The sequence below is a fragment of the Pseudomonas sp. SID14000 genome (assembly GCF_002165135.1).
Lineage (GTDB): Bacteria > Pseudomonadota > Gammaproteobacteria > Pseudomonadales > Pseudomonadaceae > Aquipseudomonas.
In genome coordinates this window covers 110,240-129,859 of record NZ_NFZQ01000002.1, presented here as the reverse complement: position 1 = coordinate 129,859, position 19,620 = coordinate 110,240, and the positions used below count along the sequence as shown (strand labels likewise).

13 protein-coding genes and 3 pseudogenes are annotated in these 19,620 nt (G+C 63.4%); 9 read left to right on the top strand and 7 right to left on the bottom strand.

Annotation, left to right across the window (positions count from 1 at the left end; all coding sequences use genetic code 11):
* Position 1: 1 nt before the first annotated feature.
* The 9 genes and pseudogenes from CAY82_RS03430 to CAY82_RS26965 all read left to right on the top strand — a co-directional run.
* Positions 2–1,075 (top strand): microcin C ABC transporter permease YejB, encoded by a 1,074-nt coding sequence (locus tag CAY82_RS03430; protein WP_056803365.1) that lies wholly within the window; start codon positions 2–4, stop codon positions 1,073–1,075.
* 1 nt (position 1,076) lies between these two features.
* Entirely contained in the window at positions 1,077–2,096 is a 1,020-nt protein-coding gene (locus CAY82_RS03425) for an ABC transporter permease (RefSeq protein WP_085664605.1), read from the top strand.
* A gap of 1 nt (position 2,097) precedes the next feature.
* Positions 2,098–3,711 carry an ABC transporter ATP-binding protein gene (locus CAY82_RS03420; RefSeq protein WP_087499943.1) on the top strand — a complete coding sequence of 538 codons (1,614 nt, stop codon included), beginning with the start codon at positions 2,098–2,100 and terminating at the stop codon, positions 3,709–3,711.
* A gap of 705 nt (positions 3,712–4,416) precedes the next feature.
* Positions 4,417–4,660, top strand: a pseudogene (locus CAY82_RS03415) (hypothetical protein).
* 156 nt (positions 4,661–4,816) lie between these two features.
* On the top strand, positions 4,817–5,080 hold the full coding sequence (locus CAY82_RS03410) for a DUF3077 domain-containing protein (protein ID WP_087499942.1): 264 nt from the start codon (positions 4,817–4,819) through the stop codon (positions 5,078–5,080).
* Positions 5,081–5,318: 238 nt separating this feature from the next.
* Positions 5,319–8,249, top strand: coding sequence for an aminotransferase (locus CAY82_RS03405; RefSeq protein ID WP_087499941.1), 2,931 nt, complete (start codon positions 5,319–5,321; stop codon positions 8,247–8,249).
* A 172-nt stretch (positions 8,250–8,421) separates the two neighbouring features.
* Complete coding sequence (locus CAY82_RS03400; protein WP_087499940.1) at positions 8,422–9,327, top strand: LysR family transcriptional regulator; 906 nt, start codon at positions 8,422–8,424, stop codon at positions 9,325–9,327.
* A 181-nt stretch (positions 9,328–9,508) separates the two neighbouring features.
* Positions 9,509–10,714: an RHS repeat-associated core domain-containing protein gene (locus CAY82_RS03390; protein WP_256576220.1), complete on the top strand. Its 1,206-nt coding sequence runs from the start codon at positions 9,509–9,511 to the stop codon at positions 10,712–10,714.
* 71 nt (positions 10,715–10,785) lie between these two features.
* Positions 10,786–11,119 (top strand): annotated as a pseudogene (locus CAY82_RS26965) (helix-turn-helix domain-containing protein); the annotation flags it as partial.
* A 66-nt stretch (positions 11,120–11,185) separates the two neighbouring features.
* On the opposite strand, the pseudogene CAY82_RS03380 reads toward CAY82_RS26965, so the two are convergent.
* From CAY82_RS03380 to kdpA, 7 genes and pseudogenes are all read right to left on the bottom strand, one after another.
* A pseudogene (locus CAY82_RS03380) lies at positions 11,186–11,439 on the bottom strand (transposase); the annotation flags it as partial.
* 142 nt (positions 11,440–11,581) lie between these two features.
* Complete coding sequence (locus CAY82_RS26585; RefSeq protein WP_170931018.1) at positions 11,582–11,752, bottom strand: hypothetical protein; 171 nt, start codon at positions 11,750–11,752, stop codon at positions 11,582–11,584.
* Between the two features lie 42 nt (positions 11,753–11,794).
* Positions 11,795–12,490 (bottom strand): response regulator, encoded by a 696-nt coding sequence (locus tag CAY82_RS03370; RefSeq protein WP_087499936.1) that lies wholly within the window; start codon positions 12,488–12,490, stop codon positions 11,795–11,797.
* Complete coding sequence (locus tag CAY82_RS03365) at positions 12,487–15,141, bottom strand: sensor histidine kinase KdpD (protein WP_087499935.1); 2,655 nt, start codon at positions 15,139–15,141, stop codon at positions 12,487–12,489. Before CAY82_RS03365 ends, CAY82_RS03370 begins: the two co-directional genes overlap by 4 nt.
* A 157-nt stretch (positions 15,142–15,298) precedes the next feature.
* On the bottom strand, positions 15,299–15,850 hold the full coding sequence (gene kdpC / locus CAY82_RS03360) for a potassium-transporting ATPase subunit KdpC (protein ID WP_087499934.1): 552 nt from the start codon (positions 15,848–15,850) through the stop codon (positions 15,299–15,301).
* A 10-nt stretch (positions 15,851–15,860) separates the two neighbouring features.
* Positions 15,861–17,915 (bottom strand): potassium-transporting ATPase subunit KdpB, encoded by a 2,055-nt coding sequence (gene kdpB, locus CAY82_RS03355; protein ID WP_087499933.1) that lies wholly within the window; start codon positions 17,913–17,915, stop codon positions 15,861–15,863.
* Between the two features lie 9 nt (positions 17,916–17,924).
* Entirely contained in the window at positions 17,925–19,619 is a 1,695-nt protein-coding gene (gene kdpA / locus CAY82_RS03350; protein ID WP_087499932.1) for a potassium-transporting ATPase subunit KdpA, read from the bottom strand.
* Position 19,620: the final 1 nt, after the last annotated feature.

The window sequence follows — 19,620 nt, the reverse complement described above, 5'->3', positions numbered from 1 at the left end:
AATGCTCGCCTACATCCTGCGCCGCCTGCTGCTGATCATCCCGACCCTGTTCGGCATCCTGATCATCAACTTCATCATCGTCCAGGCCGCCCCCGGCGGCCCGGTCGAGCAGATGATCGCCAAGCTCGAAGGTTTCGAAGGCGCCACCAGCCGCATTGCCGGTGGCGGCGCCGAAGTGTCCGTGGCCGGCTCCAACTACCGCGGCGCCCAAGGCCTGGACCCGGCGCTGATCGCCGAAATCGAGCGCATGTACGGCTTCGACAAGTCGCCGCCCGAGCGCCTGTGGATCATGATCAAGAACTACGCCCAACTGGACTTCGGCGACAGCTTCTTCCGCGATGCCAAGGTCATCGACCTGATCATCGAGAAGATGCCGGTGTCGATCTCGCTGGGGCTGTGGAGCACGCTGATCATGTACCTGGTGTCGATCCCGCTGGGCATTGCCAAGGCCGTGCGCCACGGCAGCCACTTCGACGTGTGGACCAGTTCGGCGATCATCGTCGGCTACGCCATCCCGGCATTCCTGTTCGCCATCCTGCTGATCGTGCTGTTCGCCGGCGGCAGCTACTTCGACTGGTTCCCGCTGCGCGGCCTGACCTCCAACAACTTCGACGAGCTGAGCACCACCGGCAAGGTGCTGGACTACTTCTGGCACCTGGTGCTGCCGATCACCGCGCTGGTCATCGGCAACTTCGCCACCATGACCTTGCTGACCAAGAACAGCTTCCTCGACGAGATAAACAAGCAATACGTGGTCACCGCCAAGGCCAAGGGCCTGAGCCGACCACGGGTGCTGTACGGCCATGTATTCCGCAACGCCATGCTGCTGGTGATTGCCGGTTTCCCTTCGGCGTTCATCGGCATCTTCTTCACAGGCTCCTTGCTGATCGAGGTGATCTTCAGCCTCGACGGCCTCGGCCTGATGAGCTTCGAGGCAGCCATCAACCGCGATTACCCGGTGGTCTTCGGCACCCTGTTCATCTTCACCCTGCTGGGGCTGGTGGTGAAACTGATCGGCGACCTGACCTACACCCTGGTCGATCCACGTATCGACTTCGCCAGCCGGGAGCACTGACATGGCCTTGTCCCCCCTCAACCGCCGGCGCTTCGAGCGCTTCAAGGCCAACCGCCGTGGCTGGTGGTCGCTGTGGCTGTTCCTGATCCTGTTCGGCCTGAGCCTGGGCGCCGAGCTGATCGCCAACGACAAGCCGATTGCCGTGCGCTACGACGGCGAATGGTACTTCCCGGCATTCAAGCGCTACCCGGAAACCACCTTCGGCGGCGAATTCCCGCTGGAAGCCAACTACAAGAGCCCGTACATCCGCGAACTGCTGGAGAAGAAAGACAGCTTCGTGCTGTGGGCACCGATCCCGTTCAGCTACCAGAGCATCAACTATGACCTGCGGGTACCCGCCCCGGCCCCACCGTCGGCGGACAACTGGCTGGGTACCGACGACCAGGGCCGCGACGTGCTGGCGCGGGTGATCTACGGTTTCCGCATTTCGGTGCTGTTCGCCCTGACGCTGACCGTGCTCAGCTCCATCGTCGGCGTGATCGCCGGCGCCCTCCAGGGCTTCTATGGCGGCTGGGTCGACCTGGCCGGGCAGCGCTTTCTGGAAGTCTGGTCGGGCCTGCCGGTGCTGTACCTGCTGATCATCCTCGCCAGCTTCGTGCAGCCCAACTTCTGGTGGCTGCTGGGCATCATGCTGCTGTTCTCGTGGATGAGCCTGGTGGACGTGGTGCGCGCCGAGTTCCTGCGCGGGCGCAACCTGGAATACGTGCGCGCTGCCCGCGCGTTAGGGATGCGCAACGGCGCGATCATGTACCGGCACATCCTGCCCAACGCCATGATCTCGACCATGACCTTCATGCCGTTCATTCTCACCGGTGCCATCGGCACCCTCACCGCCCTGGACTTCCTCGGCTTCGGCCTGCCGCCTGGCGCACCGTCGCTGGGCGAACTGGTGGCCCAGGGCAAGTCCAACCTGCAGGCCCCATGGCTGGGCATCAGCGCCTTCGCCGTGCTGGCGCTGATGCTGAGCCTGCTGGTGTTCATCGGCGAATCCGCCCGCGATGCCTTCGACCCGAGGAAGTGACATGAGTGAACAGAACCTGATCGAAGTGCGGGACCTGGCGGTGGAGTTCGTCACCGGTGACCAGGCCCACCGCGTGGTGGACGGCATCAGCTTCGACATCCGCAAGGGTGAGACGCTGGCACTGGTGGGCGAGAGTGGCTCGGGCAAATCGGTCACCGCGCACTCGCTCCTGCGCCTGCTGCCCTACCCCTTGGCGCGCCACCCCAGCGGCAGCATCCGCTACGAGGACAAGGACCTGCTGCAGCAGAACGAGAAGACCATGCAGCGCATTCGCGGTAACCGCATTGCAATGATCTTCCAGGAACCGATGACCTCGCTGAACCCGCTGCACTGCATCGAAAAGCAGATCAACGAAATCCTCCTGCTGCACAAAGGCCTGACCGGCAAGGAAGCAACCGCGCGCACCCTGGAACTGCTGGAGATGGTCGGCATTCCCGAGCCACGCAAGCGCCTGAAGGCCCTGCCCCACGAACTTTCCGGCGGGCAGCGCCAGCGGGTGATGATCGCCATGGCACTGGCCAACGAGCCGGAGCTACTGATTGCGGATGAGCCGACCACGGCGCTGGATGTGACCGTGCAGTTGAAGATTCTCGACCTGCTCAAGGAACTGCAGGCGCGTTTGGGCATGGCCCTGCTGCTGATCAGCCATGACCTGAACCTGGTGCGGCGCATCGCCCACCGCGTGTGCGTGATGCAGCGCGGACAGATTGTCGAGCAGGCCGAATGCGCCAGGCTGTTCAGCGCACCGCAGCACCACTACACGCAGATGCTGATCAATGCCGAGCCCAGCGGGCTGCCGGCGCACAACCCGGTGGGCGCGCCGTTGCTGGAGGTGAATGACCTGAAGGTGTGGTTCCCGATCAAGAAGGGCTTGCTGCGGCGCACGGTCGACCATGTGAAGGCGGTAGACGGGATCAACTTCAGCTTGCCGCAAGGGCAGACGCTGGGGATTGTCGGCGAGTCCGGATCGGGCAAGTCGACTTTGGGCCTGGCGATCTTGCGGCTGATCTCCAGCCAGGGCGGCATTCGCTTTCATGGGCAGAACCTGGAAGGGCTGAACCAGAAGGCCGTGCGCCCGTTGCGGCGCGAGATGCAGGTAGTGTTCCAGGACCCGTTCGGCAGCCTGAGCCCGCGCATGTGCGTGGAGGACATCGTCGGTGAAGGGTTGCGCATTCACCGCATCGGCACGGCGCAGGAACAGGAAGCTGCAATTATTGCGGCCCTGGAGGAAGTGGGGCTGGACCCACGCACACGGCATCGCTATCCGCATGAGTTTTCCGGTGGGCAGCGCCAGCGCATTGCCATTGCCCGGGCGTTGGTGTTGAAGCCGGCGCTGATCCTGCTGGATGAGCCTACGTCAGCGCTGGACCGCACGGTACAGCGGCAGGTGGTGGAACTGCTGCGCAATCTGCAGCAGAAGTACAACCTGACCTACCTGTTCATCAGCCATGACCTGGCGGTGGTCAAGGCGTTGAGCCACCAGTTGATGGTGATCAAGCACGGGCATGTGGTGGAGCAAGGGGATGCGCAGGCGATCTTCCATGCACCGCAGCATCCGTATACCCGGCAGTTGCTGGAGGCGGCGTTCTTGGAAGTTGAGGCAGGTTCGCCTTAAGTTTTGTAGAGTCCTCAAGATCGAGCGCCGCCCGCGCGGCGCTTCGCGGGTGTTCGCCTTGACACTTTCTGCGCCTGTGAGACCGAGCGCCGCCCGCGCGGCGCTTCGCGGGACAAGCCCGCTCCCACATTTGTTGCAACGTGGCCATGCCTGTGAAAGAGGCGTTGTTAGCCTTGGTGCAAGGCTTGAGGTAAGTGGGGCGGCAGCAGTGCCAACTCAGAAATCCAGGCAGCCCACCAAAGTTGGCCACCATGGCCTGACAGGTTCGGCACGTTGCAACAAATGTGGGAGCGGGCTTGTCCCGCGAAGCGCCGCGCGGGCGGCGCTCGATCTACGCAACACCGCAAAAACCAAGGCAGGCACCTCGCTGCCCTGACGCAATCGGGCGCAGAACACCTGACATGTCGGATTTAACCCCTTCCATGTAGGCCATTTCCCAAACATACTCCTGCCGCGTGTTTTCCGTTGCGGCTGCTCTCTGGGCTCTAGTCTCGGTTGGTCGCTGAAGATCAGCGATACAGCTTTGACAGGCTGTGACGGTTAATTCACGCAGGCAGTCTCCGCTTCATGGTGGCTGTGCGTGTGGGCACGCTTGCGTGCGCCGGAACTTTTGCGTGATTTACCGCCGGTCTGTCAACCCACGTACAGCTGCCACCCGACTGTTTGACAGCAGACAGGTGGCCGCACAGCCAATGGTTAATCACGATGCTGAAGATTGTCCCCGATCCACCCCAACCCCCCCCATTCCCTCGAAGACACCCTGATCCAGGCCACCGACTACGCGCTATGCGCGGCCACCGTGGTGCATAAGGCCTTGCTACTGCAGCCCAAATCGCCGGCTTCGATCCTGATGATGACCTCGATGCATGAGCTGGAGGCGCTTCGGATTTTGCTGGAGTCGGCACTGGTTCAGCTGCAGATACCCGCTGAGCCTCGGACTTTGCACTGAGGCTTTAGTGTTGCGTTGTCTGGGCCGGCCTCTTCGCGGGTAAACCCGCTCCCACACGATCTCCACAGGCCTTGAGGTAGATGCAGTACCTGTGGGAGCGGGTTCACCCGCGAAAGGGCCCGTCCGGGCAGTCGAGAATTTTCAAGGGATTCAAAAATGACCACAGAAGACACGCAATTCACTGTCGGTAAAACCACGTTCTACCAAGGCGAAAACGGCACCCACCCACTGTTCCGCATCGAGCCCGGCATCCCCTGCCGCGACGCCCGCGAGCAATCTTCAGAGCTGATGGGCTATGGCCGCGAACTGACCATCATCGGCCTGATGGATGAAAAACCGATGATGATCTGGGCTGCCCACTACCTGAGTGCGATGGCCAAGGCCCTCATGGATGACGCCGAGCTGGGCATGATGCGCTGATTGGCATCACAGGCCATTGCCCCCGACGCATGATCAGGTTAGCGGCCAGCAGTTCGTTGGCAACCGGCTGTATCTCTTCGACACGCACTTCACGCCCCACAGACTTCGAATACTCGGCCGCCGCGGCAGATCGGCTCGAAAGCCATCATCAAATTTCCTGACAACAATCGTCTTCCATCATCAGCCAGATCGGGCATAAATTCTCCACCGTCAACCCCAGCAGCAACGGTAGAGCCCCATGTCCAGCCCACAACACCAGCCCGCCTCCCCTGCCCTGGCCACGCTGATCCAGCGCTCCGGCCTGCCCAGCCCTGTGCTCAGCGAAGCCCAGGCACATGCCGTGCTGCAAGCGCACTACGGCATTGCCGGCAACCTCTCTGCAATGGGCAGCCAGCAGGACCTGAACTTCCGCGTAGACGCACAACAAGGCCGCTTCGTGCTCAAGGCCTGCCACGGCAGCTATGCCCAGCTGGAACTCGAAGCCCAGCACGCCGCCCTGGCCTACCTGCGCGAACAGGGCTTGCCAGTGCCCGCCGTGCGCCCGGCCAGCGATGGCCAGATGCTGCTGGCGTTGGAAATAGACGGGCAACCACTGCGCATGCGCCTGCTCGACTACATCGAAGGCCAGCCCCTGACCCGCCTCAAGCACATGGAACCGCGCCTGATGGCCGAACTCGGCGGGCTCTGCGCGCGGCTGGACAAGGCCCTGGCCACTTTCGAGCACCCGGGCCTTACACGCACCCTGCAATGGGACCCGCAACATGCCCAGGTACTGATCCAGCACCTGCTGCCCGTGCTGCGCAACGCCGAGCAACGCGCCCGCATCGAGCGGGCCACCCAGCTGGCCGCCGAGCATCTGGCGCCGCTGGTCGACCAGCTGCCAAGCCAGGCCGTGCACCTGGACATCACCGATGACAACGCCGTCTGGGCCCGCGATGGCGAGCGCCAGTGGCAGTTGCAAGGGGTGATCGATTTCGGCGACCTGGTGCGCACCTGGCGCATCGCCGACCTGTCGGTGACCTGCGCGGCGCTGCTGCACCATGCCGAGGGCGACCCGCTGCGCATCCTGCCGGCCGTGCGTGCCTACCAGGCGCTCAACCCTCTGAGCGAAGCCGAACTGCGCGCCCTGTGGCCGCTGGTGTTGAACCGCGCTGCCGTACTGGTGCTGAGCAGCGAGCAGCAACTCGCCGTCGACCCGGGCAACCAGTACACCCGCGACAACATCACCCATGAATGGGAAATCTTCGACACTGCCACCGCCGTACCTTTCGCGTTGATGGAAGCGGCCATCCTGCAAGCTGCAGGGTTGCAACCCGCCACGCCGGACCTGAGCGGCTGCGCACCCCTGCTCCCTGAACTGGATGGGCAGGCAGTGACGCGCGTCGACCTGGGCGTGCTCAGCGTGCATTGCGACGCGGGCAACTGGGAACAACCTGGCTTCGACCAGCACCTGCTGACCACACAGCCGGCCCCGGCCTGCAGCCTGCACGGGCAGTATCGCCTGTCGCAAACCCATATCGACCGCCCCGAAGAGCCGGCCACCTGCGCCCTTGGCGTCGAGCTACATGTACCCAACGGCAGCCTGGTGCAAGCGCCAGATACCGGCACCTGGCAGCGCCATGGCGACGGCCGTGGCTGCCTGCGCAGCGCGCACTGGGCCTTGTGGCTGCAAGGCCTGGAAGACACGCCCGCAGATGGCCAGGCCGTGGAAAAAGGCCAGCCGCTGGGCAGCAGTTGTGGCTTCCTCAGCGTGCAGCTGTGCCTGGATAACGGCATCCAGCCGCCGTTCTTCGCCACCCCATCCCAGGCAGCCGCCTGGCTGGCCCTGTGCCCGTCGCCAGCTGTGTTGCTGGGCTTCGACTGCAATGCCGAGCCGCTGCCCGACCCACAGGCCCTGCTGGCCCGCCGCGACGCCAGCTTCGCTCGCTCGCAGAAGCACTACTACGCGCAACCACCTCATATCGAACGTGGCTGGCGCAACTACCTGATCGACATGCAAGGCCGCTCGTACCTGGACATGCTCAACAACGTCGCGGTGCTGGGCCACGGCCACCCGCGCATGGTCGCCGAGTCTGCACGGCAGTGGTCGCTGCTGAACACCAACTCGCGCTTCCATTACGCGGCCATCACCGAGTTCTCTGAACGCCTGCTGGAGTTGGCACCCGAAGGCTTCGATCGGGTGTTCATGGTCAACAGCGGCACCGAAGCCAACGACCTGGCGATTCGCCTGGCCTGGGCCTACAGCGGCGGGCGCGACCTGCTCAGTGTACTGGAGGCCTACCACGGCTGGTCGGTGGCCACCGATGCCATTTCCACCTCCATCGCCGACAACCCGCAGGCCCTGGAAACCCGCCCGGACTGGGTGCACCCGGTCGAGGCGCCGAACACCTTCCGTGGCCGCTTCCGTGGTGCCGACAGCGCCACCGACTACCTGCGCGACGTCGATGCCAAGCTGGCCGACCTCGACGCCCGTGGCCGCCAGTTGGCGGGCATCATCTGCGAGCCGGTATACGGCAATGCTGGTGGTATTTCGTTGCCGGCCGGTTACCTGCACGAGGCCTATGCCAAAGTCCGTGCGCGGGGCGGCGTGTGCATCGCCGACGAGGTACAGGTCGGTTATGGCCGCCTGGGCGAGTACTTCTGGGGCTTCGAGGAACAGGGTGTGGTGCCCGACATCATCACCATGGCCAAGGGCATGGGCAACGGCCAGCCGCTGGGGGTGGTCATCACCCGCCGCGAGATTGCCGAAGCACTGGAGGACGAGGGCTACTTCTTCTCCTCGGCCGGTGGCAGCCCGGTAAGTTGCCGCATCGGCATGGCGGTACTGGACGTGATGCAGGAGGAAGGCCTGTGGGACAACGCCCGCGACACCGGGCGCTACTTCAAGGCACGCCTGCAGGCACTGGTCGACAAACACCTGCTGGCCGGCGCGGCGCATGGTTCGGGCTTTTACCTGGGGCTGGAACTGGTACGCGACCGTACAACGCTGGAACCGGCCACCGAGGAAACCATGGCCCTGTGCAACCGCCTGCGTGACCTGGGTATCTTCATGCAGCCGACCGGCGACTACCTGAACATCCTCAAGATCAAGCCACCGATGTGCACCAGCCGGGCGAGCGTGGACTACTTTGTCGACAGCATTGATCGGGTGCTGGGTGAAGGGCTGTAGGTGCTTGGCTTTGGTCTTTCAGCGCCTGTGAGATCGAGCGCCGCGCGGGCGGCGCTCGATCTCACAGGCGCTGACAATCCCCTGCCGAACCACTCTGCGCCCTGGTGCATTCTCAAACAAAAGCCCCATAATTTTCTTCCATAACACTCCCCCATCATCAGGTTTACTGACAATGGCCTTTACCAGCGACTCCCTGGCAATCTTCCTCGCGGTGCTGGAGGCAGGCTCGTTCTCCGCCGCCGCGCGCAAGCTGGGGCGTGTGCCTTCGGCCGTGAGCATGGCCATCGCCCAACTGGAGGCCGAACTGGACCTGGTGCTGTTCGACCGGGCCACGCGCAAAGCCTTGCCGACCAGCGCCGCCCTGGCGCTGGAGCCCCAGGCCAGGCAGGTGATCTGCCAGCTCAACCTGCTCGACGCCCAGGCCCTGCAACTGCACAAGGGCCTGGAAAAGCGCCTGACCATCGCCATGGCGCCCGAGCTGCAAACCGGCCGCTGGAGCCAGCCGCTGGAAATCCTCGCCCAGGAATTTCCCAGCCTGGAAATCGAGGTGCGCTCGGCCACCCAGGCCGAAGCCATCCGCCTGCTGCATGACGGCAGCGTGCAATTGGCGCTGGTCTTCGAACGGCCTGGTATCGACGAGCGCGAGTCATTCCTGGAGGCCGGCAGCCAGTTGCTGGTGGCCGTCGCCTCCCCCCGCCACCCGGCCGGGCAGAACAGCGGCACGCCGTTGCCGGAAGAGGCTTTCGCCGAACAGCGACAGATCATCGTGGCCTCGGGCAAGGCCACCGGGTCGGACCCGCGCATGGTGCTGTCGCGGCGCATCTGGCTGACCGACAGCTACCTGGCCACGCTGGATCTGGTGCAATCGGGCCTTGGTTGGGCCTATCTGCCGCAGCCGTTGGTCGAGCCGTTGATTGCTTCGGGCGCGCTGGCGGAGGTGCGCTTCGACAACATGGCCAGCCGATTGCGCTTGTGGGTGGACATCATCTGGGTGAAGTCGCGCCCGTTGGGCCTGGGTGCTCGGCGTTATCTTGACGTGATGCGCCAATGCTTTGAAACAGAATCCCCGAGGTCCTGAGCGATACGACTGTCTTGTCCGAAAGCGAAAAATCCTAAACTGGTTAGGAAGTCGTTGCCGTAACGCGCATCGACTGCAGCGGGCTGGTGCAGGACCATTTCGCACTGACATTTTTGATAGTTGCGTCGCTGTTGAGATTGGTCAAATCTTTAGCAAGGGTTGATCGGTAAAGAAGCAGTCGATGTCCAGATATTTTTACAGGGGTCAGCCATTAGCTACTAAGTTTACTGCGGACTGTGTGTTTGCTGGGGGGGGGGGTGACTTTGTATTAGGTGAAATTTCTGAAAAGGCGCAATCGCTGCTGGCGGTAGATCGGCACAATTCCATACTCAAGGTGCGGAGCAGTCGGCATTATAGCCATTATGTATTTGATCAGGTTGCATCTAGAAAGTCCCTCCTTGGACTCAGTGGTGAACATCGGGATTTCGCCTCTGGATTTTATTATTTTTGCGAGCATTCAAATTTCAGTTTAAAAGGCAAAAAAATAGAGTGTAAAACCCTCAGCATCGAGAGCGATACCATGATAAACAACACACAAAGGACATTAGACGATTCGCAGCACTCTGTGCCTGGCTCATACGGGCCATCTTTCCAGTTAACCATGGCGTATTCGCCATATGGTTACTGTGCTCGTGAGGTGGATGTAACGCCCGCGCTAGGTTTTAACGGTGAGCGGCAAGATCCAGCTGGCCAAGGTTACTTGCTAGGGAATGGCTATCGAAATTTCAATCCGATTTTAATGCGCTTCAACTCTCCAGATAGTATGAGTCCGTTCGGAGTTGGTGGGGTGAATGCATATTGTTTTTGTGTAGGAGACCCCATAAATCGACAAGATCCAAGTGGGCATGCAGGCTGGCCTTTGTTTCCAGAGAATTTTAGATTCGGAAGGTATAGACGAGTTGTTATGAACGCCTATCAGGAAGCCAGCCGATCAAGAGTGAGGCGGACCTCGATGCCTTCACTTCCTGCCAGACCTTCAAACGATGAGATTATAAAAAATTGGGATATGATTGCGTATCATGCCGGTGCGGCTGACAGTAAGAAAGGCTTGCAAGCGAACCTTGATCCGATATTTCAAGGTTCCCCTGGTCGTGAGGACTTTGGTTCGGGATTCTACGGTGCGCCGGAGCTTAACATACCCGTTGAAATTGCCAGGGCCATTCAAGAGTTTGATAAAAAAGACCCTATGATTTATTCAGTGTATACCGAAAATATGGCGCGTCTCAAGCTGGGAAGGGATTTTGAATTTTCCCAGCTTCCCGAACAGTTTACTCATCGTAGAGAAATGGAGATGGTTTTCAGGACGGCGGCATATCATATGCTTGCTGTCCGAGTAGGTAGGCCAGGTCGAATTGTGCTTCCTCGACCTAAAGAAGCCCCATTCTAGTGGGTGTTTCAGAAATACCGGTGAACATCTGAGCCAGGCTATGTAGAAGCTCACTATTCAAGGGCATCGATATGGGGCGACCAGCAACCGCCATTACCCTTCCCGAAACTGAAAAGTCGGAACTGCTACGCTGGATCAACTTTCGCAAAGGCCCTCAGGATGCTCGACTGCGCGCGGAGATAATCCTCACCTGTGCCGCAGACGAGTCAGGCAATGACATCACTCAGCGCTTGGGCACGAGTAAGGATGTGGTTCGCGGTGGCCCAGCGCTTCTCTAAATTGGGGCTGCTGGGGCTGAACCATGAACCGCGCTCTGGCCGACCACGCTTGTTTGTCGACAAGGTGCACGACATCGTTGGGCTCTACTTGAACCCACCTGAGCGAGCCCTGGTGATCCTGGCTGAATCTGGTTGAGAGGTTTTGCTCAACGCTGAGCGAGAAGTGGATCAAGCGGCAGGCACATGTCAGCCCAAAAGCGCCTTGCGAGAGACCGTGAGTCATCAGTTGCCAGATCCATTGGCAATCCAGCACGTCAGACTTGCGCCCCGTTATTTGCCGAGTAGCTCGGGCATTAACGAGATAGACCTCGAATCCCCGCTCGCTGAGGATTTCGTAAATCGGAATCCAGTAAACGCCTGTGGACTCCATGGCTACGACCTTGATGGCCAAGCTATCGAGGTAAAGGACGTGAGTGACTGAACGGCGTTCTCGTACCGGGGATCAACTTCACGCCGATACCGTGCGGATCACTCTCCCACGCGGGTGTGCTGACACACACCAGTGCTGGCTACGATCTCTGTCCCGCGCGCTCAAACCCTAACAAAGCAAAAGGCGGCTGGCCCTAATGGGCCAGCCGCCTTTTCTTTTTCAAAATGTCAGCGCCGCCGCAGATCTGAAGTCATGCGCCTCATGTTTGCTGCGCGACAGCGCAGCCCGGAAGGGCTGGGTGATCTCCCACAGGTACTGCGCAAGACTTGAAGGCAATGCGGTCAATGTGGGAACGGGCATGCCCGCGAACACCGGCACAGCCGTTGCCATGCTTCGCGCTGGATTCTTCGCGGGCACGCCCGCACACAGGGGTTACATGGTCGGAGCCACCAATCTGTACCCCACCCCCGGCTCGGTGATGATGAACCGCGGCGCCGTCGGGTCATCCCCCAGTTTCTGCCGCAGATGCCCGACCACAATCCGCAGGTAATGGGTGTCATCCACATGGGTAGGCCCCCAGATATCCTTGAGCAGCTGCTGCTGGGTAATCACCCGCCCCGGGTGCCCGGCCAGTTGCGCCAGCAGCGCATACTCCTTGCGCGTCAGCGCCACTTCCACGCCATCCAGGGTCACCCGGCGAAAGGCAAAGTCCACCATCAGCGGCCCAAAGCTGGCCGCCACTTCCGAGCCACCAGCCTGCGGCACCTGACGCAGCAAGGCACGTACCCGCGCCAGAAACTCCTGGATGCCGAACGGCTTGGTCACATAGTCGTTGGCGCCGCCATCCAGCGCGTCGACCTTCTGCACCTCACTGGCGCGCACCGACAACACCATCACCGGTACCGCGCTCCATTCGCGCAGGTCACGCAGCACCTGCTGGCCGTCCATGTCCGGCAGGCCCAGGTCGAGCACTACCAGGTCCGGCTTGCCCAAAGCGGCCTGGGCCAGCCCCTCCGCGCCGGTGGCAGCCTCGAGCACCTTGTAGCCTTGCGAGGCCAGGCTGATGCGCAGGAACTTGCGGATCTGCGGTTCATCGTCGATGACCAGGAGGGTGGCGGACTGACTCATGGGGCTTCGCTTTCAGCTTCAGGTTGAGGGGGCAGCGGCAAGCATAAAGTGATGCTGGTGCCCTGGCCATCGATGCCTTCGCCCACCAGGATCTGCCCACCATGGGCGCCGATCATGCCCTGGCAGATCGCCAGGCCCAGGCCGGTGCCCTGCCCGCCGCGGTCGCCGCGGGCTGCGGTGTAGAACATGTCGAAGATCTTCTCGCGGTCGGCCACGGGAATACCGGGGCCCTGGTCGCTGACGGCAAAGCGCAACTGGGCGTCCTGCACCGACACTTGCAGTTCCAGCCGGCCATTGCCTGGCGAGAAGCGCGCGGCATTTTCCAGCACATTGACCAGCGCCTGCTCGATCAACGCCGCATGCACGAACAGCAACGGCAGCTCGGCCGGCACGTCGGTGTGCACGCGCAGCGGTGCCAGCACCACGCGCAGGCGGTTAAGCGCACTGCCGACGATGTCAGCCGGGGCCACCCAGTCGCGGGCCAGCTTGAGGCCGCCGTGGCCCAGGCGGGTCATGTCGAGCAGGTTCTGGATGTAGCGGTCGAGGCGTTCGGCCTCGTTGCGGGTGCCCTCCAGCAGTTCACGGCGGTCTGCGGCCGGGATCGCCTCGCCCAGTGCCAGCAGGCTGTCGATGCTGCCGCGCATGGCGGTCAACGGGGTACGCAAGTCATGGGAAACGGACGCCAGCAAGGCGCTGCGCAGTTGCTCGGTTTCGCCATGCAGGCGCGCGGCCTCCAGCTGCTCGGCCAGGCGGGCGCGGGCCAAGGCCTGGGCCAATGGCTGACCAAGGGCGGTGAGCAGGCGCCGGCGTGGATCGCTCAGCGGCTGGCCAGAGCGTGGGCGCACACCGAGCAATGCCAAGGGCTGTTCATCCACCGCCAGCGGCCACCACCACCAGCGGCCATTGGGCAGGGTGTCACTGCCATGACCGGCGGCCTGGCCATGCTGCCAGGCCCACTCTGCAGCGGCGCGCTCGTTATCGCTGAAGGCATGGGCTTCGCCGCTGACCAGTTGCAACTGGCCTTCGACATTTCGCTCCAGCAGGCACACCTGCATGTCCTGCCAACCGTCCAGGTGCTGACCGGCGGCGTTGAACACCGCCTGGCGGTCGGTGGCCACGGTCAGCCGGCGCGACAGGTCGAGCAGTTGGCTGGTCTGCGCCTGGGTCTCGCGCAGCGCCTGCAACTGGCGGCGCTGACGGGCGGCCAGGTTGCCGGTCAGCGCCGCCATCAACAGGAAGAACACCAGGGTCAACACGTCTTCTTCGCGCTGGATCCTGAACGACAGGTTGGGCGGAATGAACAGGAAGTCGTAGGTCAGGAACGACAGCACCGCGCAAGCCAGCGCAGGCCCCAGGCTGCTGCGCACCGCCACCAGCAACACCGCTGCCAGGAACACCAGCGAGATGTTGGGCAGGGCCAGCACACTCGATACCGCCCAGGCCAGGCCCGCGGCCATGACCGTGGCCAGCAGCGCCAGCAGGTAATGGCGCCAGACCCACACTCGCCGCACCGCCGAACGTGGCGCTTGCGGCTGCGCGTCGCGGTCCAGCACGTTGATTTCCAGGCCGTGGCTTTCGCGCAGCAGTCGCGTGGCCACACCGGCACCGAACAGGCGCCGGCGCAGGCGGTCGCGGGACTGCCCGACCAGCACCAGGCTAGCCCGTCGTTCAGCGGCATGCTGGATCAGCGTGCGCGCTACTTCGCCGGCGCGCAGCAGCACCACCTCCCCGCCCAGGCGTTCGGCCAGTTGCTGGGCAGCTTGCAGGCGCTGGCGTGCGGTTTCGTCACGCAGGCGGCCGTTGTCCACGTGCACCAGGCTCCAGGGCAGGTGGCGGCGTTGGGCCACGCGGCTGGCATGGCGCACCAGGCGTTCCGCCTGGTCGTCGCCATCCACACCCACCAGCAAGCGCCCACGCAGGGCAGGAGCTTCCTGGCCGCGTTGGCGATAGCCGTGGGCCAGGTCGGCATCCACCTGGGCGGCGGCGGTTTGCATGGCCAGCTCGCGCAGGGCGGTGAGGTTGGTTTGTGAGAAGAATGCATCGATGGCGGCCCGCGCCTGCTCGGGCACGTACACCTTGCCTTCACGCAGGCGTTCGAGCAGCTCACGGGGTGGCAGGTCGATCAGCACCAGCTCGAAGGCTTCCTGCAGCACCCAGTCCGGCAGGGTTTCGCGCACTTGCACGCCGGTAATGTCGCGGACCTTGTCGTTGAGGCTTTCCAGGTGCTGGACGTTGACCGTGGTGTATACATCGATGCCGGCGGCCAGCAGTTCCTGTACGTCTTGCCAGCGTTTGGCGTGGCGGCTGCCGGGAGCATTGGTGTGGGCCAGTTCATCGACCAGCACCAGGGCCGGGGCTGCCTTGAGCAGGCCGTCGAGATCCATTTCCTCGAGGGTGACGCCGCGGTACTGGCTGCGCAGCAGGGGCTGCTGCTGAAGGCCGCCGAGCAGGACCTCGGTTTCGGCGCGGCCATGGGTTTCTACCACTCCGGCCAGCACCTGCACGCCCTGGCGTTGCTGGGCGTGGGCGGCCTGAAGCATGGCGAAGGTCTTGCCGACGCCGGGGGCGGCGCCAAGGAATACCTTCAGACGGCCCCGGCCTGTTCGCGGGAGGGTAGCCAACAGCGCGTCTGCGCGGGCGGAGTCACTCATCTTTCATCCTTTGCTATTTCCAGCAATCAGCCAACTCAGGGCCAGACACCGTAACTGTGGGAGCGGGTTCACCCGCGAATGCGATAGTGGTGCCACCGACGCATTCGCGGGTAAACCCGCTCCTACAAGGGGCCCTGCTAGCCCTTCAAGTCATCCATCAATGGCTGAGGTTTTCCAAGGCCTGGTTCAAGGCCAGCACATTGACCACCGGCGGGCCGATCAATGGGTGGAGGGTGGCCTCTTCCAGCAAGCCTTGCAAGCGCTCCACCGGCAATTGCCGTGCCGCCGCCACCCGCGGGATCTGGTAGGCCACGGCCTCCGGCGGCAGGTGCGGGTCGAGGCCACTCCCCGAGGTGGTCAGCAGTGTCTGAGGCACAGGCCCCTGCTGCGCCTGATACAACGCAGCCGCATCGCCCTTGACCCGCTCGGCCAGCGCCGGGTTGCTCGGTGACAGGTTGCTGGCGCTACTGGCCACGGTGGCATAACCGCCTGCCGATGGCCGCGCGTGGAACCAGCCATCGCCCTTGAAATCCTGGGCGATCAGCGCCGAGCCACGTACCTGACCCAGGTCATCGCGCACCAGGCTGCCATTGGCCTGGCTGGGGAAAGCCACCTGGGCAATACCGGTCACCGCCAAGGGATACAGCGCGCCGGTCACCAGCGTCATCAACAAGGCCAGGCTCAACGCCGGGCGTACATAAGCATTCATGGTGGCCTCCTCAGACCAGGTGCAGGGCATTGAGCAGCAGATCGATCAGCTTGATCCCGGCAAACGGCACGACAATGCCGCCCAGCCCATAGATCAACAGGTTGCGCTGCAGCAGGTGCGCCGCACTGGCCGCCTGCACCCGCACGCCGCGCAGCGCCAGCGGGATGAGCACGATGATGATCAGCGCGTTGAACACGATGGCCGACAGAATCGCACTCTGCGGGCTGGCCAGGTGCATCAGGTTGAGCACGCCCAACTGCGGGTAGATAGCAGCGAACAGCGCCGGCAGGATGGCGAAGTACTTGGCCACATCGTTGGCAATGGAGAAGGTGGTCAGCGCGCCGCGGGTCACCAGCAGCTCCTTGCCAACCTGAACCACATCCAGCAACTTGGTCGGGTCACTGTCCAGGTCGACCATGTTGGCTGCCTCGCGCGCAGCCTGGGTGCCGTCGTTCATGGCCATGCCCACATCAGCCTGGGCCAGTGCCGGGGCGTCGTTGGCGCCGTCGCCGCACATGGCCACCAGGCGGCCGTCGTTCTGCTCCTGGCGGATGCGCGCCAGCTTCTTCTCCGGCGTGGCCTCGGCCAGTACGTCATCCACGCCGGCCTCGGCGGCGATGGCGGCGGCGGTCAGTGGGTTGTCGCCGGTCACCATCACCGTGCGGATGCCCAGCTTGCGTAGCTCGGCAAAGCGCTCACGAATGCCGGGTTTGACCACGTCCTTGAGGTGGATCACGCCGAGCAGGCGCTTGTCGAGGCACACCAGCAACGGTGTGCCGCCGCTCTGGGCAATACGCTCCACTTCACGGGCCAGCGCCGGGGGCATTTCCAGGCGTTGCATGCCGACGAACGCCAGCACGGCATCGACGGCACCCTTGCGATAGCAGTGCTGCTGGAAGTCGATGCCCGACAGGCGCGTCTCGGCACTGAAAGCCACGGCCTCGAACTGCCCGGCGGACGGTTCGACGAAGTCGTGCAGCTGGCGCAGGTACTCGACGATCGACTTGCCCTCGGCGGTGTCATCCGCCAGAGAAGCCAGCAAGGCGCCCTCCCCCAGCTCGCGGGCAGTGATGCCCGGTGCGGCGTGCAACGCGCTGCAGCGGCGGTTACCGAAGGTGATGGTGCCGGTCTTGTCGAGCATCAGCGTATGCACGTCACCGGCCGCTTCCACCGCGCGGCCCGAGCGGGCGATGACGTTCAACCGCACCAGCCGGTCCATGCCGGCAATGCCAATGGCCGACAGCAGGCCGCCGATGGTGGTCGGGATCAGCGTCACCAGCAGCGCGGCAAGGAAGATCAGCGGCAAGCTGCCACCCACGAAGTGGGCGAACGGCTGCAGCGTCACTACCACGATCAGGAAGATCAGCGTCAGGCCGATCAGCAGGATGTCAAGGGCGATCTCGTTCGGGGTCTTCTGCCGTTTGGCACCTTCGACCAGGGCAATCATACGGTCGAGGGTTGATTCGCCGGGGTTGCTGGTGATGCGGATCAACAGCCAGTCGGAGACCAGCCGGGTATTACCGGTCACCGCCGAACGGTCGCCGCCGGATTCGCGGATCACCGGCGCGGACTCGCCGGTAATGGCGGCCTCGTTGACCGCAGCAATACCGTCGAGCACCTCGCCGTCACCGGGGATCATTTCGCCGGCCACCACGCGCACCACATCGTCCTTGCGCAACGCGCTGGCCGCGACGGTTTCGTAGCTGCCATCGCGCTTGCGACGCTGGGCGGTCAGGCCCTGGCTGCCTGCCTTGAGGCTGTCGGCGCGGGCCTTGCCACGGCCTTCGGCCAGGGCCTCGGCGAAGTTGGCGAACAGCACGGTGAACCACAGCCACAGGGCGATCTGCACGGCCACACCGGTACTCACACCGCTGCCGGGGGCAAAGCACAGTACGGTGGTCAGCACAGCAGTCAGGGCAACTACCAGCATCACCGGCGAGCGCTTGAGCTGGCGCGGGTCGAGCTTGACGAATGCCTGCACCAGCGCCGGACGCCACAACGCGGCGAAGCGGGTCTGGTCCTTGGCACTGTGCCGGGCTTGTACTTCAGGAATGGGCATGTTCATGGTCGGTCCTCAAAAACCCAGACTCAAGTGTTCGGCGATTGGCCCAAGGGCCAGGGTCGGCAGGAAGGTCAGGCCGCCTACCAGCAGGATGGTGACCAGCAGCAGGCCAGTGAACAGCGGGCCATGGGTGGGGAAGCTGTTCAGCCCCTGGGGCGCGCTTTTCTTCGCCGCCAGGCTGCCGGCCAGCGCCAGCACCGGCAGGATGTAGCCGAAGCGACCGATGAGCATGGCCAGGCCGATCATCAGGTTGTGGTACACCGTGCTGGCACCGAAGCCGGCAAAGGCCGAGCCGTTGTTGGCCGCGCCGGAGGTGTAGGCGTACAGCAGCTGGCTGAAGCCATGCGCACCGGGGTTGCTGACCGCACCCGCCGGGCCTGGCAGGCTGGCAGCGACGGCGCCGAGGACCAGCACGCCGACAGGCATCACCAGCAGGGTCGCCACCAACAACTGCACCTCGCGTGCCTGCAGCTTCTTGCCCAGGTATTCCGGGGTGCGGCCGATCATCAGCCCGGCCAGGAACACCGCGATCAGCACGAACAGCAGCATGCCGTACAACCCTGCACCGACGCCGCCGAAGATCACCTCACCGACCATCATGTTGACCATTGCCACCATGCCGGTCAGCGGGTTGAGGCTGTCGTGCATGGCATTGACCGAACCATTGGAAGCAGAGGTGGTAGTCACCGTCCACAGCACCGAACCGGTGGTGCCGAAGCGGCTTTCCTTACCCTCCATAGGGGCGCTTTGCTGTACCTGCGCGCTCTCGAGGGCGGGGTTGGGCTGGTACTCGGACCACAACGCCGTGCTGCCGCCGATCAGGAACAGGGCAAGCATGCAGGCGAGGATGGCGCGGCTCTGGCGCAGGTCCTTCACGTAGTGGCCAAAGGTGAACACCAGCGCCACCGGAATGAGGATGATCGAAGCCACCTCGAACAGGTTGCTCCAGGCCGTGGGGTTTTCGAACGGGTGCGCCGAGTTGACCCCGAAGAAGCCACCGCCATTGGTGCCCAGTTGCTTGATGGCGATCTGGCTGGCGGCCGGGCCCAACGGGATGGTCTGCTCGGTGCCTTGCAGGGTGACGGCGTGGGCGTAATCGGCCAGGGTTTGCGGTACGCCCTGCCACACCAGCAACAATGCCAGCAGCAGGCACAGCGGCAGCAGGCAATAGAGGGTCGCGCGGGTCATGTCGACCCAGAAGTTGCCCAGCGTCGTCGCGCTGCGCCGGGCGATGCCACGACACAGCGCCACCAACACGGCCAGGCCGGTTGCGGCGCTGACGAAGTTCTGCACGGTCAGGCCAAGCATCTGGCTCAAGTAGCTGACCGACGCCTCACCGCTGTAGGCCTGCCAGTTTGTGTTGGTGACGAAGCTGACCGCGGTGTTGAACGCCAGCGACCATTCCTGGCCGGGCAGGTGCTGCGGGTTCAACGGCAGGTAGCCCTGCAACAGCAGCACGGTGAACAGCAGCAGGAACCCGGTCAGGTTGAAGGCCAGCAGGGCCAGGGTGTACTGCTGCCAGTTCTGCTCCTGGCTGGAGCGCACACCCGCCAGCCGGTAGCAGGCCTGTTCGACCCGGCCCAGCACAGGCGAAAGCCAGGTGCGCTGGCCTTCCATGACCTTGAAGTAGAACCGCCCGAGCCAGGGTGCCGGTAGCAGCACGATGGCGAAAAATGCCAAGAGCAAGGCGAAGTCGTAACTGTGCATG